Raw genomic sequence first — 17,951 nt, 5'->3', positions numbered from 1 at the left:
GTCTGCAACGGATGGCGTTACTACTGCTGTTACTTGCAGCTTTACAGTAACAGTATCGGATAATCAGGTTCCAGTAATCACTTGTCCAATAGCTACAAACAAAAATGTAAACACAGGGGCTTGTACCTACACCGCTGTTGGTGCAGAATTTAATGCCACAGCTACCGATAACTGTGCAGTAACTTCTTTGACTTACGCTTTAAGCGGGGCTACTTCTGGAACAGGAACAAGCCTGACAGGAGTGGTTTTCAATAAAGGAATAACTACCGTAACTTGGTCTGCAACGGATGGCGTTACTACTGCTGTTACTTGCAGCTTTATAGTAACAGTATCAGATAATCAGGTTCCAGTAATCACTTGTCCAGCTAATATTTCTGTAAACAACACTCCTGGAACTTGTGGAGCAGCAGTAACCTATACTACTCCTGTTGGAACTGATAATTGTTCCGGTACAACCGTTACTAAAACAGCAGGACTTGCTTCCGGTGCAACTTTTCCAGTGGGAACCACTATCAATACATTTGAAGTAACCGATGCAGCAGGAAATAAAACTTCTTGTAGTTTTACCATTACTGTGGTTGACAATGAAAACCCTACAGCCCCAAACCCTGCTCCAATTGTAGCATCAGGATCAGCACCGCCACCAGATATTACATTGGTTATCAATGAAACCGATAATTGCACTGCCAATCCGGTGGTTGCATGGGTAAGTGACAGTTCTTCCGGATCTTGTCCGGTAACAGTAACTAGAATTTATAAGGTGACTGATAATGCAGGAAATAGCATAAATGTCACTCAAACGATAACCGTTAACGATGGAATAAAACCTATAGCCAGATGTATTGGTGACAATATTCTTGTTGTTACTTTAGATGGAGTTACAGGACAAGCAACTATTTTAGCCAGTCAAATAAACAATGGTTCTACCGATAATTGCGGAACAATAACACTTAGTCTTAATAAGTACACGTTTGGTTGTAATGACGTTGGTGTTAATACTGTAATACTAACGGTTACCGACAGTCAAGGCAATTCTGATACATGCGCCACTAAAATTAGGGTAGACGCTCCTATTATTAATAGCGGAACGTTTACAGGTTATAATGTACAAACGAAAACAGCTGCTGATGCCGCCGATGTTATTGAAATAACGGCTTGCCCAGTAGATATTGATGGAAATACCATACAGCAGGATGTAACTCTATCATTGACGGGTATCGATCCTTCACTAAATGATAAAATAAACCGCTGGGAATATTCTACCAATGGCGGGGTGACTTGGGCGACAATAACTGGCACAACTAATACCACTAATACCTATACCGTTATGGATGTTCAAGTTACAACCCTTGTAAGAGTTGTAATAAATGTTGGTGATTGTGAAGGATTCTCACCGATTGCAATTATAACCGTTATTCCGCCAGATATACCACCTAACATTATTAATGGTACCGCATCTAATACCATTTGTTTGGGGACTTCAGTATCAGTAGTCGTAGAAAGTGAATTTGGTGTTGGTTCAGCCGTAAACCAAGGTGGTCTGTTTAATACTGCTAATCTTGATCAATTAGGATGGAAAGTAGATGGCGAAGCCGAAATGTCCGCTGGGGGTGATAATGGTAAGAACACCTATTGGAAGGAAACCAATGGCCCGACCGCATATAACGGTCGTTGTTATGATAGTAATGACATGAAATTTGCTATTGTTGCTGGAATTCCTCAATATGTAGACAAACCAAACGATCAGCACCTTATTACCCCTAAATCTACATTAGAGACTCCAATTTTTAGCACCCTCGGATTAACCACGATGCAATTAGAATTTGATCAAGCCTACTATCTTGAAGCTGGCGCTTGGATAAAAATAGAAATTTCAACTGATGGCGGAACAACTTACAGTGTTGAACTTGATCCAGGTGCAGCTTATGATTACACGGGGCCAAGTAGTAATAGTTTTACTTCAGCTTACGGTTGTATTAAAGGCCCTTTAGGTGGTGCTCTAGTTAATAATAATCATGTATCAATTGACCTACAAGAATATATTGGTTTAACAAATTTAAGAATTCGTTTCACTTATTATGGTACGGCAAATAGTGCATGGGCGATTGATAATATTCAAATCCCAAACAAGCCTATTAATGAAGTGATAGAATGGACAGATGATTACGGTGTGGTTGTAGCTACAGGTTCAACGGTCGCCATAAAACCTGTGACTCCAGGAATTCAAAATTATGGCGCAACTTCATTAATTAATGGCTGCAGAAGTAATGATATAAAAGGTACTGAATTCATCAAAATAGACGCCACCTTAGCTTATGCGGGAAAAAACATAGCCCCTATTATTGGTGAATGTGGTGAAGACACGGTAAACTTGTCTGCTTACGATAACACCCTTACGGCTCAAGAAAACTATGACAAAGGCGTTTACAATAATAATTATAAAGTTCCTAACATAGCTCCTATGTCTCCTGATTATCCCCCAACTGGTAAAATCGGTACTTGGAGTGTAGCTTCTGCGCCTGTTGCATGTACCGGAACCACTACCTTTTCTGACATAAATGATCCAAACGCAACTTTTACAGGAAAGCCTGGAACATATAAACTGGCATGGACTGTTAATGGATGTGTTAGCACTGTAGACGTAATTATAAACAGTTGCGATCAAATTGATTTCGACGGCATAAATGACTACATCACCTTTAAAGATAACTATGACCGAGAAGCACCTTTTAGTATAGAGATGTGGGTAAAAGCGGGCGACCTGGCAGGGACACAGGCCCTACTATCTAAACGCGATGCCAATGATTTAGCTTCTGGATATGATTTGAGATTGAATGGGGGTTCCGTTGAATTTCATTGGGGCGCAACTAGTTACATATCAACTACTGCCATAGACGCAACAACATGGCATCATATAGCAGTGACTTTTAATGGCAGCACCTACAAATTATATCTGGATGGTGTTGAAAAAGCAAATGCAAATGGAACTGCCCCTACCAAAAACAGCATGCAATGCATGTTAGGAGCAATGGACCAGGCTAATAACGCCCCTAATAAACCTATTAACTATTACCATGGCTGGATAGATGAATTGCGAATTTGGAACAAGGCATTAAATATTGAACATATACGCCAAATGATGAATCAAGAAATAAAACTGGACGGCGGTGATGATGTGATGGGAGAAATAATACCTATAAAAATTCACGGTCCTGATTTAGCACAAAATGGCACTGACGATGATAAGTTACTTTGGTCCAATTTAGATGGCTATTATCGTATGACGGTGAATTGTGGATATTTATCTCCTTATAAAGGTAGCCTTGATGGCAGGTTAAGAAATATTTATTCTGCACAACCAGAAACAGCACCCTTACCATACAAATCAGCTAATGACGGTCAATGGAGTAGCAATAACACATGGGCACAACCGGTAGTTTGGTATACTCCAAACAGCACCATATTTGGAACCAAGATTGACTGGAATATTGTACAAACAAGTCACAACATTAATTCTGGCGATAAGGACATTACCTTATTGGGTTTAATTTCAACAGCCGGCAAATTGACAATAGCTGATCCCACAGTAACAAATCCGATTGAAAAAAATGACGGTCAGGGCTTATTCATTACTCACTATTTAAAATTAGACGGTAATATTGATCTGGTTGGCGAATCACAACTGGTGGAAAAAAGGTGGGGCACCTACGATACAAACGGCAACTTTACCACCACCCAATTCAGCGAAAGTATTCTTCATGAAACAAGTTCGGGATACATCGAGCGCGACCAGCAAGGTAAAAAGAACAGCTTCAATTACAATTATTGGTCTTCTCCTGTAAGTACAATTCAAACGGTCATTAATAACACACCGCACTCCATCGCGGGCATTTTAAGGGACGGCACAAATTCTGCCGCTCCGAAAGTTATCAATTTTGGAGGTAGCGCTTTTTACGCTGATGGTGATTTGGAAACTCCCATAAAAACCAGTAACCGCTGGATATGGTCCTACAATTCCCAAACGCCTGATTCCAATTCGGATTGGCAAAATTACTTTCAATGGAATTTTATCCAAAGCTTTGGATTATTAAAAGTTGGTGAGGGATTCACGATGAAGGGCACTGGCGGTAAAGCTGCGATTGATGCGACACAAAATTACGTTTTTATAGGAAAACCCAATTCTGGAACGATCACATTAAACATGGCTCCGATTCAGACCTATTTAGTTGGAAACCCCTATCCATCCGCTATTGATGCCAACGAATTCATCAAGGACAATTTGGCGGGCAGAAATGCGGAAGGTAAAAACGTCTTTAATGGCGCACTCTATTTCTGGGATCATTTTGGTTTGTCAAACAATCATAATTTGGCTCAGTATGAGGGTGGTTATGCAACCTATACTTTAACGGGAGGAGTTCCGGGCATCAACAACAGTTCACTGACATTAAATGACGGCGTAAGCGGATTAAAAACGCCTGGACGCTATATCCCTGTGGGTCAAGGTTTCTTTGTTGATGGTGATCTCGCTCTAACTCCTGCCATATCGGGGACAACCGCAACGGTTGAAGGCGGTAAAATACTCTTTAAAAATAGTCAACGTGTATTTGTCAGAGAAGCTCCTGTGACTTCTTTGTTTATGAAATCAAGCGGTTCTAAAAATGCAAAGACAACGGGAGATAGTCGCCTAAAAATCAGATTGGGTTTTGATTCTGCTGTGGGTGCTCACCGTCAATTACTGGCTGGAGCTGACAGCAATAGCACGAGTCAATTTGATATTGGTTATGACGCACAGATGTTTGACACGAACGCTAATGACATGTATTGGGAATTAGGTGATCTCCAGCTTGTGATTCAAGCGGTACCTAATTTCAGTGTTGACCAAATAATTCCTTTCGGAGTTGTTGTGCAAAATCAAGGTAAATCCACCATAAAAATAGATGCTTTAGAAAATATACCAGAAAGCCTTCAAATTTATGTGCATGACAACGTAACGGGAATTTATCATGACATTAAAAGTAATGATTTCCCACTTTCACTGGCTATTGGAGAATACAACAACCGATTCTCTCTCAGGTTTACGGATAAAACCCTAAATGTTGACGATTTTAATTTACCCGATGGCCTTATAGTGTACTTTAAAAATACTGATAAAATCCTGAATATAGAAAACAACCTTATAGACGGAACGGTGAATAAAGTATATCTGTTTAATATATTGGGGCAAAATATTTCTAATTGGGACGTTAAAGAGCAAACACAGACTAACATTCAAATTCCAATTAAAAATGTACATTCAGGAGTCTACATTGTGAAACTCAAGACGACTGAAGGAGATTTCAGTAAAAAAATAATCATTCAATAAACCGAAAAAATCCTTCTCGAATAATAGCTTTTAACTACAGTACATAATTTAAAAAGTAACATTAATTTAAGTAAAATCCAGTTGATTTTTATTTATATTTGATAAAGATTTTAAACTAAAAAATATGAAAAAGATAATTACAATTGTGGCGTTTGGGTTATTTACATTAAATGCCGCCGCACAAGAAGCCAAGCCTGTTGTACAAGAAAAAGCTAAAAAAGAATCGTGCTGCGCTGCAAAAGCTTCTGATGAAAAAACGATGACCGCTGCTGAAGTAACAAAATGTCAGGCAAAATGTAAAGCAGAAGGCAAAAAATGCGAGGCAACGATGGCTCAGAATGAAGGAAAAAAATGTGATGAAAAAATGGCCACAGCCGAAGGAAAAAAATGCTGTTTGAAGAAAGCATAATCCATTTTAATAAAAAAGAACGCCGCTAAAATTAACGGCGTTTTTTTTTATCTAATTCTGGTTAAACTACAAACAGCGTTGCAATCTAACTTTATTTATTTTACCCTTACACTCCACTCAAAATCCATTTCGGACACCTGATCACCCTTTTCGTCAGTTCCAATGGACTTCATCCAGAACGTCTGCCCTTCACCAGTGGCAATGGTTTGCTGTATGGCGCGTTCTATTAAATGACCGTCATTGCAAGTAAAAGTTATTCTTCCGGTCGCCTTTTTTGTAAAGTTCCCTTTATTATTGGCAACCAACATGGAAATCTTTTTACCGCTTTTTTGAATTTGATTTATTACCAATGCCCCGGTTGACAGTTCGGCTGCCATTGCTTGAACAGCAAAATACATGGAGTTGAACGGGTTTTTATTAATCCAACTGTGCTTCACTGACACTACACATTTACTATCATCTATTTCCTTTACCCTTACCCCACATAAAAATGCAGAGGGCAATTTGAAAAATAGGAATTTATTGAGTTTAGACGCTGTAACAATCATTATTGCTGGTTTTTTTGCTAATATACGAAAAAATACTATGCGTACATATTAAATTATTTTGTTAAAAAAATGTTAATATTTGGTACTATGCGATACAAGATACTGTCTTTTGGACATATATTTGCATAAGAAATTACTATGTAAGCTAATCGAAATTAGTTTTGGTTTTTCAATCATCAATCAAATTCAAAAAAAATGGAAACAATCAGCGAAAAAAATGCAGCCACCTTTATTCACTTAAGCACGTTAACCCAATATTTTTTCCCTTTTGGAAATTATATCTTTCCAATACTTATTTGGTCTTCAAAAAAAGACAAATCGGAATTTGTGGATTACAACGGCAAACAAGCCCTTAATTTTCAGTTGAGTTTGTTATTGTATTCGTTAGTACTTATCGCGATAGCGGTTCCCATTTTCATTATCACCATTTTCAATAACGTACCCTTTGAAGCCTTAATCCACGACGAGAGTTTTGTTATCAATAACTTTAATTTTGACAACAGCTTTGGTTTACTGACAATCGGAATAATGGCTGTTATTATTTTTGGCTGTTTGAAAATAGCCGAATTCTTTTTAATCATTTATGCAGCAATAAAAACGTCAAACGGTGAACGATTTAAATACCCCATCACTATTCCATTTATAAAATAATGAGCCTAGCCCTGATGGAAGCGGCATCCTTTTACTGGCTTCTTTAGGCAGGAAAAGATAGAGCGAAAAGCAGGAATAGCTTCTAAAAATAATCATCAAAAATCAATCAAAAAATGAACAGTTTAATCACAAAACAAAAATGAAATTATGAACATTGAAAACACAAAAGCACAGATGCGTAAAGGTGTTCTCGAATTTTGCATCCTATCTGTTTTAAAAGAAAAAGACGCATACACATCGGAAATATTGGACACTTTAAAAAACGCAAAATTACTCGTAGTAGAGGGCACCATTTACCCACTGCTAACTCGACTAAAAAATGACGGATTGCTAAGCTACCGTTGGGAAGAATCAACATCAGGACCGCCAAGAAAATATTATGGTCTTACTGAAATAGGACAAACTTTTTTAAACGAACTAAATGGCACCTGGACTGAATTGTCTGATGCCGTAAACCTAATAACAAACCAAAAATAAAAGTCATGAACAAAACTGTAAATATAAACTTAGGCGGCATGTTCTTTCATATAGATGAAGATGCATACCAAAAACTAACGCGCTATTTTGACGCGATCAAACGTTCTTTATCCAATTCATCTGGACAAGATGAAATCATCAAGGATATCGAAATGCGTGTTTCGGAATTATTAAACGAGAAACAAAAAAGCGAAAAGCATGTCGTAGGTTTGAAAGATGTCGATGAAGTGATTACTGTCATGGGACAACCCGAAGACTACATCATTGAAGAAGACAATAATAAGTCACAAGCATATAGCGACAACTCAAGCAGAAGAACAAAAAAACTGTACAGAGATAAAGAAAAAGGAATGATTGGTGGTGTTGCCGCCGGGCTGGGACATTATTTTGGCGTTGATGCCGTTTGGATCAGAATCGTACTAATATTATTAGTTTTCGCCGGATTTGGAACCGGTATTCTTGCTTACATAATCCTTTGGATTGTGACTCCGGAAGCCATAACAACATCGGAGAAACTAGAAATGACCGGGGAGCCGGTAAACATTTCGAACATCGAAAAAAAAGTTCGGGAAGAATTTGAGAACGTTTCTGACAGAATAAAGAATGTCGATTATGACAAATATGGTAACCAAATAAAATCTGGTGCCGGAAAATTTGGAAGTTCATTAGGTGATTTTATCATGACCGTTTTCAAAGTTTTTACCAAATTTCTAGGCGTGATTTTGATTATGACCGGATTATCGATACTGATCCTATTATTAATCGGCGTTTTCACATTAGGTTCATCCTCTTTCATTGATTTGCCATGGCAAGGTTTTATCGAGGCGGGAAACTTCACTGACTATCCTATTTGGTCTTTCGGTTTACTGATGTTCTTTGCGATAGGAATTCCATTCTTTTTTCTAACATTATTGGGCTTTAAATTACTGGCTCCAAACATGAAGTCAATAGGAAACATTGCCAAATACACATTGCTTGCCCTTTGGATAATAGCTGTCGCACTGGCAATTTCAATCGGAATAAAACAAGCATCAGCTTTTGCGGTTGACGGAAGGATTGTACAAAAAGAGAATATCGTACTGCAGCCAACAGATACCCTGCTCATCAAATTCAAACACAATGACTATTACGCCAAAAATGTTGAGGATCGAAATGATTTCAAAATCACCCAAGACTCTACGAATACGGACGTCATCTATTCAAATGAAGTTCGATTTGAAATAAAAAGAACGGACGAAAAAATTCCTTATATCCAAATTGAAAAAGAGGCCAAGGGAAAATCGCTATCTGAAGCCAAAAGGCGTGCAGAACAAATTAAATACAGTTATAAAATTGTTGGAAATCAATTAATACTAGACAATTACCTATTGACTGATTTGAAAAACAAATTCAGAGATCAAGAAATTGAAATTACTTTATTCTTGCCTGAAGGAACTTTGTTCAAAGCCGATTCTAGCGTGCAAAACTACGACCGATCCGATGATGAATTCTTCAACTTGCACTACAGTTCAGACAAGTACCTGTACAAAATGACAGAAAGCAATGTACAATGCCTGGATTGTCCAGCCGACGAAAATGACTATAATGATGCTGACAATGACGAAGACGAGCAAACTGCAGTAACTATCAATGAAAATGGCATTTCAATTACAAATGACACTACAATAAGTAATAACAATGATATCAAAGAGCTGAAAATAAATAAAGACGGTATCATCATCAAAACTAAATAGTCATGCTAAAAATCATCACAATCATCACAAAATTCATACTGGTTGCATTAAGCGCATTATTGTTTGCATCCTGTAACTATTCCGTCAATTCAAAATCGATAAGAGGTAGCGGTCAGGTTACGACCGAAAATAGAACTGTAGAGGAAGACTTTAAAAGTATTGAAGTAAGCAACGGTATTGATCTGGTTGTTGAGCAAGCCGACAAAACGGAAATCATTGTAGAGGCCGATGATAATTTACAAAATAGCATCACGACAAAAGTAGATAACGGAGTCCTTATTATCACCTCCGACTACAATCATTTTATTAATATTGAATCGAAAAAAGTTACAGTGAGAATGCCAATAATTGAAGATCTAAGAGCTTCGAGTGCTTCATCAATTACCAGCGCAAATACTTTGAAAGGCGAAAACATCAGCCTGAGGGCTTCTAGTGCCGCCAATATCAATGTAAAAATAGAATCAGACGAGGTTAATTGCAAATCAAGCAGCGGCAGTACCATCACCGTAGAAGGTTTAGCGTTGCATCTTGATGCCGTTGCCTCAAGCGGGAGCAATATTGATGGGTACAAATTACTGGCGAATGAAGTGACTGCAAAATCCTCAAGCGGCTCATCAATACAAGTTCATCCAATCGTAAGTTTAAAAGCCACAGCTTCCAGCGGCAGTTCCATTTCTTACAATAATACCCCCCATTCGATAGAAAAAAAATCCAGTTCTGGAGGTAGTATTGACAGAGAATAATTAAAATAACGAAAGAGCATCCCTTATCGGGCTGTTCTTTTTTAAATTCAAAATCGAATTAAGTAATCAATAATTCGATTTAAAATAAAATCAATCAATCAATCAATCAATCAATCAATCAATCAAATCATGAAAAACAATTTCTTCAAAGCCACCTCTCTTGTGGCCTTGCTTATCGGAGTTACGACTTTGCAAGCTCAAGAGAAACCCGCTACGGCCCAATCAACGAGTAAAGAAATATCAAAGTACAACTATCACGATGCTTTTGGCCCCAATTTTTATTCAAAAAACGGAACCGATACTCATAGTGCTAGTGGCCAACCAGGCGCAAAATACTGGCAAAACAGAGCTGATTATCAATTAACGGCTACATTGAATGAACATTCCAATGAGATTATTGGGTCTGAAATTTTGACTTACACGAACAATAGCCCAGACAAGATTTCCTTTTTATGGCTGAATGTTGATCAGAATTTGTTCAAAAACAATTCTCGTGGAGAAGCGGTAATTCCTGTAACGGGCAGCCGTAATGGAGACAAGGGACAAGTTTTTGATGGCGGGCATAAAATAAAATCCATAAAAGTGCTCACTACCCAAAAAGGCAGAACTGTTGAAAAAGAGGCCGAATTTGTTGTTACGGATACCCGAATGCAGGTTTTTCTTCCGCAGGATTTGAATCCAAACGGTGCAACGGTAAAACTTAAAATTGAGTTTTCCTTTATCTCACCAGATTTCGGTTCAGACAGAATGGGCGTTTTAGAAACAAAAAACGGCAAAATATTTACCATGGCACAATGGTATCCAAGAATGTGTGTTTATGACGATGTCAAAGGATGGAATACCTTACCCTATTTAGGCGCTGGCGAATTTTACCTTGAATACGGCGATTTCGATGTGACCATTACCGCTCCGGCTAATCATATCGTAGTTTCCTCCGGAGAACTACTAAATCCTTCAGAGGTATATACAGTCGAACAACAAAAGCGTTGGAATGCTGCTTCTAAAAGCGACAATACTGTTGTTATTCGGTCGGCCGAAGAAGTCACAAATGCTTCATCAAGACCAACGGGAAAATCCACTTTGAACTGGCATTTCAAAATAAAAAATGCGCGCGACATTTCATGGGCCTCTTCGCCAGCGTTTATTGTTGACGCTGCGAAAATTAATTTGCCAAGTCACAAGAAATCATTGGCAATATCTGCATACCCTATTGAAAGTTCAGGACAAGAGGCTTGGGGCCGTGCAACCGAATACACTAAATCATCTATTGAAAATTACTCTAAGCGCTGGTTTGAATACCCATATCAATCCGCAACAAATGTAGCTGGAAATGAAGGCGGAATGGAATATCCGGGAATCGTTTTTTGTGACTGGAAATCTAAAGGCGATGATTTATGGCAGGTCACAGACCATGAATTTGGTCATGCTTGGTTTCCAATGATTGTAGGTTCAAACGAACGATTGTTTGCCTGGATGGACGAAGGTTTCAATACCTTTATCAATTCGTTGAGTTCCGTTGACTTTAACGATGGCGAGTACAAATCTCGACCAAGAAATATGCAAAGAATGTCTGAGGTGTTAACTAATCCCGAATTAGAGCCAATTATGACTGCCCCTGATGGAATGAGAGAAAGAAATCTAGGATTGTTAGCGTACGAGAAACCCGCTTCAGGACTTATTATGCTTCGTGAGCAAGTACTCGGTAAAGAACGTTTTGACAAAGCTTTTAGAGTATATACCGAAAGATGGGCTTTCAAACACCCAACACCAGATGACTTTTTCAGAACAATGGAGAATGTTTCCGGGGAAGACTTGAACTGGTTTTGGAGGTCTTGGTTTGTAAACAATTGGCGCTTGGACCAAGGGATCACAAAAGTGAAGTATCTTAAAAATGATCCTAAATTGGGCGCTATTATTACAATCGAAAATTTAGAAAAAATGGCTATGCCCGTTGTTCTTGAAATTAAAACCAAAAGCGGTACCGTGAGCCGTGTCCAACTTCCTGTGGAAATTTGGCAACGCAATACTTCTTGGGCATTTAAGAATAATTCTACCGAGGAAATTGAGACAATCACTTTAGACCCAGATCATGCCCTCCCAGATGTAAATACGACAAACAATGTTTGGAGTTCAGACAAAAGCGAGCTGGAAAAAGCGGTTATTTTGGACAGCTATTTAGGGCTTTTTGCCAGTAAAGAAATTCCAATAAAAATTACGTTTAAAGAAGACAACGGTACTCTTGTGGGTACCCCAGAAGAAGGGCAAGGACCAGCCCTTTCCTTTGAGTCAACAGGAAAAGATAAATTTGCCGCTGAACAAGCGGGTGTCGAACTTCAATTTAATGAAACAAAAAATGAGTTTACTTTAAAAATGAGAGGCAAAGATTTTTTATTCACTAGAGCATAAGAAATAGTAGTCCTCAGAAATTACTCTTTAATATTAAAAATCATCCCTCAAAAGCGGATGATTTTTTTACATTTGTAAAAACCATAATTTAAAACAGCAATGAAAAGATACACGACACTACTCCTACTCCTAATTATTACCACAGTTGCTTTTTCGCAAAAAAAACAAAAAATAAAAGGTTCAAAAAACGTAACCATTGAGCAAAGGGAGATTGGACAATTCAACGCCATCGAAGTGGAAGACAATCTGGAAGTATATTTGGAAAAAGGAGAAAAGCCTGGGATAAAAATTGAAGCGGATGATAATCTTCATGATATCATACAACTTGACTTAAAGGCGAACAATCTCCGTATTTATACATCTAAAGAAGCAACAAAATACAATAAACTTATCGTAAAGGTTACATATACCAATGATTTAAAAATGGTAACGGCAAAAAACGAAACTACGGTTAATGCGATACAAGAGGTACAAATGGATACAGTTACATTTAAAGCCCTAGATTTCTCTAAACTTTATTTGAATGTAAACACAAAGAATTTTCATTTGCAGGGCGATGACAAATCAAAAACAGAGCTAAATTTAAAATCCGCTAAGGCTAAAATTGAATTAAGCAATAGTGCCGAATTGAAATCCTTGATTACAACACAAGAACTGACCTGCGATTTATATCAAAAATCAGAAGCCAGAATAGAAGGAACCGCCAATGATGCAGTGTTGAGAATCGACAGCAACTCCCGCTTAACAGCAAATAATCTGACCGTAAAGAACATCGAAGTAACTGTCGAAGGAAGTTCTGATTGCTCCGTCAATGCGCAAACCAAAATCATCATTGTTGCTTCGGGCAAATCGGAAATTGAACTTTACGGCGACCCAAAAATAGAAATGCAAAAATTTGCGGATGAGGCCAAATTAATTAAGAAAACAAAATAGGAGAGCCTATCTACATTTTAGTACAGACCAGAATTAATACTCAAAGCAAAAAGTCCCGATTTGTAAAAATCGGGACTTTTTATATGTTGAAACATTATAATTCAAGTTATTCTTTGGCAGCCAAATATCTCTCGGCATCCAAAGCAGCCATACATCCCGTACCCGCAGCGGTAATTGCTTGACGGTATACATGATCCGCAGCATCACCGGCTACAAAAACGCCGCCAACATTAGTTTGCGAAGTACCCGCTACATTTACAATATATCCGGTTTCGTCTAATGAAATAAAATCTTTAAAAATATCCGTATTTGGTTTGTGGCCGATTGCTACGAAGAAACCTGTCGCTTCAATCTCAAAGGTTTCATCAGTAGTTTTGTTAAGTGCTTTTACGCCCGTAACCACTTGTTCGTCACCCAAAACTTCTACAGTATCATGGTTCATCAAAATAGTAATATTCTCCGTTTTACGAACGCGCTCTTCCATGATTTTTGAAGCGCGGAATTTTTCGCTTCTCACTAACATCGTTACTTTTTTACAAAGCTTAGATAAATAATGCGCTTCCTCACAAGCTGAATCGCCGGCTCCTACTATTACCACTTCTTGGTTTCTGTAGAAAAAACCGTCGCAAACAGCACAGGCAGAAACTCCACCGCCCATTTTCAAATAATGTTGCTCCGAAGGCAAACCTAAGTATTTAGCCGTTGCACCAGTTGAAATAATCACCGTTTCACAGTGCAATTCGATTGTATCATTAATCCAAACTTTATGAATATCACCCGAAAAATCAACTTTGGTAGCCCAACCATCACGTACGTCCGTACCAAAACGTTGCGCTTGAGCTTGTAATTGAACCATCATCTCAGGGCCAGTAACACCATCAACATAGCCTGGGAAATTTTCGACTTCATTAGTTGTGGTTAATTGTCCTCCAGGTTGGATTCCTTGGTACAAAACAGGATTCATGTTTGCTCTGGCTGCATAAATTGCCGCAGTATAACCTGCTGGGCCAGACCCTATAATAAGGCATTTAATTTTTTCGATTGTGTCAGACATAATAAGATTATATTATAATTTTAAAAGAACAAAAATAAGTTATAATTGATTGATTATAGAACTTGAATAATCAATTTTAGTTATTCCCCAATAAAAAAAAATCCCTTCTGTCAAGACAGAAAGGATTTTTAGTCGGGGTGGCAGGATTCGAACCTGCGGCCTCCTGCTCCCAAAGCAGGCGCGATAACCGAGCTACGCTACACCCCGAAAGCGGTTGCAAATATATAACTATTTTTTGCTTCTCCAAAACTATTTTAGAAATAAGAAATATATTTATTGCCTCCAAAAAACCAGAGAAAATAAGCTCCGTTTATTCCAAAAAACAATTTTACTTTCTAACATGATTCTCATGCCAAGGTACTTCATGGTTGAAAAAAGTAATCTCAGACGAAGAAATAGATTCATTTATCTATCAAGAAAATCATTCACACACAGAAAAAGCAAAAGAACGGCTGCAATAGCTCGCTAAAATGAAGAAGGAGCAAAAAAAGCCGAAGAGTCAATTGGCAACTAATCAAGCTTTAACAAATGTTAACAAAATAGATTTTTAGAAACCATAAATAATTGTATTTTTACGGTTCAAAATTTATAAAATAAATGGGCAAAATCATTGCGATTGCTAATCAAAAAGGAGGAGTTGGAAAGACTACAACATCAGTAAATCTAGCCGCTTCTTTAGGAGTTTTAGAAAAAAAAGTATTACTGATAGACGCTGACCCACAGGCTAATGCAAGCTCTGGTTTAGGAATTGACGTGGATAATGTTGAAATCGGAACTTATCAAATTCTAGAGCACAGCAATACGCCGGCGGAAGCTATCATAAAATGTTCTGCCCCTAATGTAGACGTAATCCCCTCACATATTGACCTTGTCGCAATCGAAATCGAATTGGTCGATAAAGAAAATAGGGAGTATATGCTTAAGCAAGCATTAGAGAGTATCAAAGATGAATATGATTTTATCATCATTGATTGCGCTCCATCACTTGGGCTATTGACATTAAATGCGCTGACTGCCGCAGATTCAGTTATTATACCTATCCAGTGTGAATATTTTGCGCTTGAAGGATTAGGTAAACTATTAAATACGATAAAAAGCATTCAAAAAATCCATAATCCGGATTTAGATATTGAAGGGTTGCTACTGACGATGTTCGACTCTAGATTACGATTATCAAACCAAGTTGTCGAAGAGGTTCAAAAACACTTTAACGACATGGTTTTTGATACCATTATTCAAAGGAACGTGAAGTTGAGCGAAGCTCCAAGCTTTGGAGAAAGCATCATAAACTATGACGCGACAAGCAAAGGGGCTGCTAATTACTTGCATTTGGCCCAAGAAGTTATAAAGAAAAACAGTAAATAGTTTTATGGCAAAAGCAATAAAAAAACAAGCCTTAGGAAGAGGGTTATCTGCATTATTAAAAGATCCGGAAAACGATATAAAATCCGTAGACGATAAAAATGCCGATAAGGTTGTAGGAAACATTATTGAGCTTGAAATTGATGCGATTGAAATAAATCCGTTTCAACCTAGAAGTAATTTCAATGAAGAATCGTTGAGAGAATTGGCTACTTCCATCAAGGAATTAGGGGTAATCCAACCGATTACAGTACGAAAACTAGACTTCAATAAATACCAGTTGATCTCGGGTGAGCGTCGTTTGCGCGCATCCACTTTAGTGGGATTAACTACAGTTCCCGCCTATATTCGCATCGCAAACGACAATGAATCATTGGTTATGGCATTGGTTGAAAACATTCAACGCCATGATTTGGATCCCATTGAGATTGCGCTTTCGTACCAACGTTTGATTGACGAAATTCAATTGACTCAAGAACAAATGAGCGAACGTGTTGGTAAAAAACGTTCTACTATTGCTAATTACTTGAGGCTCCTAAAATTGGACCCGATTATTCAAACCGGTATCCGAGACGGTTTCATAAGTATGGGCCACGGTAGGGCAATTATCAACATCGAAGATCTGGATATTCAAACAGATATCTATCAAAAAATTGTAAGTCAGAACCTGTCCGTCCGCGATACGGAGGCTCTGGTGAAAAACTATCACGATAGCCTAAAACCTAAACCTGCCACTAAGACAAAGTTGACCTCTTTTGAAATTGACGAATCACACAAAAAAGCCTTTTCTAATTATTTTGGAAACAAAGTGGACGTAAAAGTTGCCGGAAATGGCAAAGGAAAAATTACAATTCCATTTCAGTCTGAAGAAGACTTAAAAAGAATCATCGAATTAATAAAGGGATAGTGAATAAAATTATTTCCATAGGGATATTCCTTTTAATTTTAGGAAATACAGCTGTTTTAGCCCAAGCAAAAACCGATACCGTTTTGGTGGCAAAAGACACCGTAAAGACCGATGACATAGATCCTTTAACACCCGCAAAAGCTGCTTTTTACTCCGCAGTATTGCCTGGTTTGGGACAAGCTTACAATAAAAAATACTGGAAAATACCAATTGTATATGGCGCTATAGGTACTAGCTTATATTTTTATTTGGATAACAATAAAAAGTACCATAATTATAGAGATGCCTATAAACGTAGGTTAGAGGGCTATTTTGATGATGACTATACCTATCTTGATAATACTCGTTTAATTGCAGGGCAAAAATTCTACCAACGTAACCGCGATCTGTCTGCTTTATTTATCGTTGCCTTTTATGCCCTAAACATTATAGACGCCAATGTAGACGCGGCACTATTGCAGTTTAATGTTGACGAAAACTTATCAGTAAAACCCGTTATTTACCCAAATGATGTAACATTAAAAACAAATGTGGGTCTAACGTTTAATTACAATTTCTAATCTCATACCCAAAAAGGTAAATTGAACCGAAAATAAAAAAACAAAAGAAATGAAAATTGCGCTTTTAGGATACGGAAAAATGGGCCAGGTAATCGAGAGAATTGCGCTGGAAAGAGGTCATGAAATCGTTTTGAAAAAAGACGAAAACAACACCTACGAAGGCCTTTCAGATGCAGACGTTGCCATTGACTTCAGTATTCCAACAGCTGCCGTAAATAACATCTCTAACTGTTTCAATGCTCACGTTCCGGTAATTTCAGGAACAACCGGATGGCTAGAACATTTTGACGAAATGGTCGCTTTATGCGCAGAAAAAAATGGGGCATTCATCTCCAGCTCCAACTTTAGTTTAGGAGTCAACATTTTCTTTGAACTTAACGAGTACCTTGCTAAAATGATGTCTAAACTAGACAGCTATAGCGTTGAGATGGAAGAAATTCATCATACCCAAAAACTGGATGCGCCAAGTGGCACAGCCATTTCATTGGCCAAAGGAATAATAGAAAACAGCAACTTCACCAATTGGACATTGGATAACCCTAAGGGGACTGAAATCCATATCGAAACCAAAAGAATCGGAACTGTTCCAGGAACTCATACGGTAACATACAATTCAGCAGTTGATGCTATAGAAATAAAACATACCGCACACAACCGAGAAGGTTTTGCACTAGGTGCCGTTATTGCAGCAGAATGGATCATCGGCAAACACGGTGTATTCACAATGAAAGACGTATTAAATTTAAAATAAACTTTTTTCTGTTTTAGGGAAGACTTCCAATTAGGATACCTTAAACTTTAAAACC

At 37.9% G+C, this 17,951-nt stretch carries 14 protein-coding genes and 1 tRNA gene; 12 read left to right on the top strand and 3 right to left on the bottom strand.

Annotated elements, in window-relative coordinates:
• Positions 1–5,362, top strand: a 5,362-nt coding sequence (locus VIH09_RS02670; protein WP_331577609.1) for a LamG-like jellyroll fold domain-containing protein, incomplete at its 5' end; no start/stop codon positions are given.
• A 124-nt stretch (positions 5,363–5,486) separates the two neighbouring features.
• Positions 5,487–5,771 carry a hypothetical protein gene (locus tag VIH09_RS02665; RefSeq protein ID WP_331577607.1) on the top strand — a complete coding sequence of 95 codons (285 nt, stop codon included), beginning with the start codon at positions 5,487–5,489 and terminating at the stop codon, positions 5,769–5,771.
• 95 nt (positions 5,772–5,866) lie between these two features.
• Here VIH09_RS02665 and VIH09_RS02660 read toward each other — a convergent pair whose 3' ends face one another.
• Positions 5,867–6,319, bottom strand: coding sequence for a DUF4442 domain-containing protein (locus tag VIH09_RS02660; RefSeq protein ID WP_331577605.1), 453 nt, complete (start codon positions 6,317–6,319; stop codon positions 5,867–5,869).
• A 195-nt stretch (positions 6,320–6,514) separates the two neighbouring features.
• On the opposite strand from VIH09_RS02660, the gene VIH09_RS02655 reads away from it, so the two are divergent.
• From VIH09_RS02655 to VIH09_RS02630, 6 genes are all read left to right on the top strand, one after another.
• Positions 6,515–6,970 (top strand): DUF4870 domain-containing protein, encoded by a 456-nt coding sequence (locus VIH09_RS02655; RefSeq protein WP_331577603.1) that lies wholly within the window; start codon positions 6,515–6,517, stop codon positions 6,968–6,970.
• 147 nt (positions 6,971–7,117) lie between these two features.
• Positions 7,118–7,447, top strand: coding sequence for a PadR family transcriptional regulator (locus tag VIH09_RS02650; protein WP_007136354.1), 330 nt, complete (start codon positions 7,118–7,120; stop codon positions 7,445–7,447).
• 5 nt (positions 7,448–7,452) lie between these two features.
• The gene (locus VIH09_RS02645) at positions 7,453–9,180 is read left to right on the top strand and encodes a PspC domain-containing protein (protein WP_331577598.1); all 1,728 of its coding nucleotides are present in this window, start codon (positions 7,453–7,455) and stop codon (positions 9,178–9,180) included.
• A 2-nt stretch (positions 9,181–9,182) separates the two neighbouring features.
• Positions 9,183–9,923 (top strand): head GIN domain-containing protein, encoded by a 741-nt coding sequence (locus VIH09_RS02640; RefSeq protein ID WP_331577596.1) that lies wholly within the window; start codon positions 9,183–9,185, stop codon positions 9,921–9,923.
• A gap of 129 nt (positions 9,924–10,052) precedes the next feature.
• Positions 10,053–12,329, top strand: a complete 2,277-nt coding sequence (locus tag VIH09_RS02635) for a M1 family metallopeptidase (protein WP_331577594.1) — start codon at positions 10,053–10,055, stop codon at positions 12,327–12,329.
• Positions 12,330–12,428: 99 nt separating this feature from the next.
• On the top strand, positions 12,429–13,262 hold the full coding sequence (locus VIH09_RS02630) for a GIN domain-containing protein (RefSeq protein WP_331577592.1): 834 nt from the start codon (positions 12,429–12,431) through the stop codon (positions 13,260–13,262).
• 106 nt (positions 13,263–13,368) lie between these two features.
• On the opposite strand, the gene trxB is transcribed toward VIH09_RS02630, so the two are convergent.
• Together trxB and VIH09_RS02620 are read right to left on the bottom strand one after the other, a co-directional pair.
• Entirely contained in the window at positions 13,369–14,316 is a 948-nt protein-coding gene (trxB, locus tag VIH09_RS02625) for a thioredoxin-disulfide reductase (protein ID WP_331577590.1), read from the bottom strand.
• 132 nt (positions 14,317–14,448) lie between these two features.
• Positions 14,449–14,523 (bottom strand) — tRNA-Pro (locus VIH09_RS02620).
• A gap of 390 nt (positions 14,524–14,913) precedes the next feature.
• On the opposite strand from VIH09_RS02620, the gene VIH09_RS02615 reads away from it, so the two are divergent.
• The 4 genes from VIH09_RS02615 to dapB are packed head-to-tail and all read left to right on the top strand — an operon-like array spanning position 14,914 to position 17,896.
• Positions 14,914–15,681, top strand: coding sequence for an AAA family ATPase (locus tag VIH09_RS02615; protein WP_331577588.1), 768 nt, complete (start codon positions 14,914–14,916; stop codon positions 15,679–15,681).
• Between the two features lie 4 nt (positions 15,682–15,685).
• Positions 15,686–16,585, top strand: coding sequence for a ParB/RepB/Spo0J family partition protein (locus VIH09_RS02610; RefSeq protein ID WP_331577586.1), 900 nt, complete (start codon positions 15,686–15,688; stop codon positions 16,583–16,585).
• Entirely contained in the window at positions 16,585–17,145 is a 561-nt protein-coding gene (locus tag VIH09_RS02605; protein ID WP_331577584.1) for a DUF5683 domain-containing protein, read from the top strand. The genes VIH09_RS02610 and VIH09_RS02605 overlap by 1 nt, the downstream gene beginning before the upstream one ends.
• A gap of 49 nt (positions 17,146–17,194) precedes the next feature.
• On the top strand, positions 17,195–17,896 hold the full coding sequence (gene dapB / locus VIH09_RS02600) for a 4-hydroxy-tetrahydrodipicolinate reductase (protein WP_331577582.1): 702 nt from the start codon (positions 17,195–17,197) through the stop codon (positions 17,894–17,896).
• Positions 17,897–17,951: the final 55 nt, after the last annotated feature.

It is taken from the genome of Flavobacterium sp., from assembly GCF_036515215.1.
Classification (GTDB): Bacteria; Bacteroidota; Bacteroidia; order Flavobacteriales; family Flavobacteriaceae; genus Flavobacterium.
Note: the sequence above shows the minus strand (reverse complement) of the source record. Positions and strands in the feature narration are given on the sequence as shown.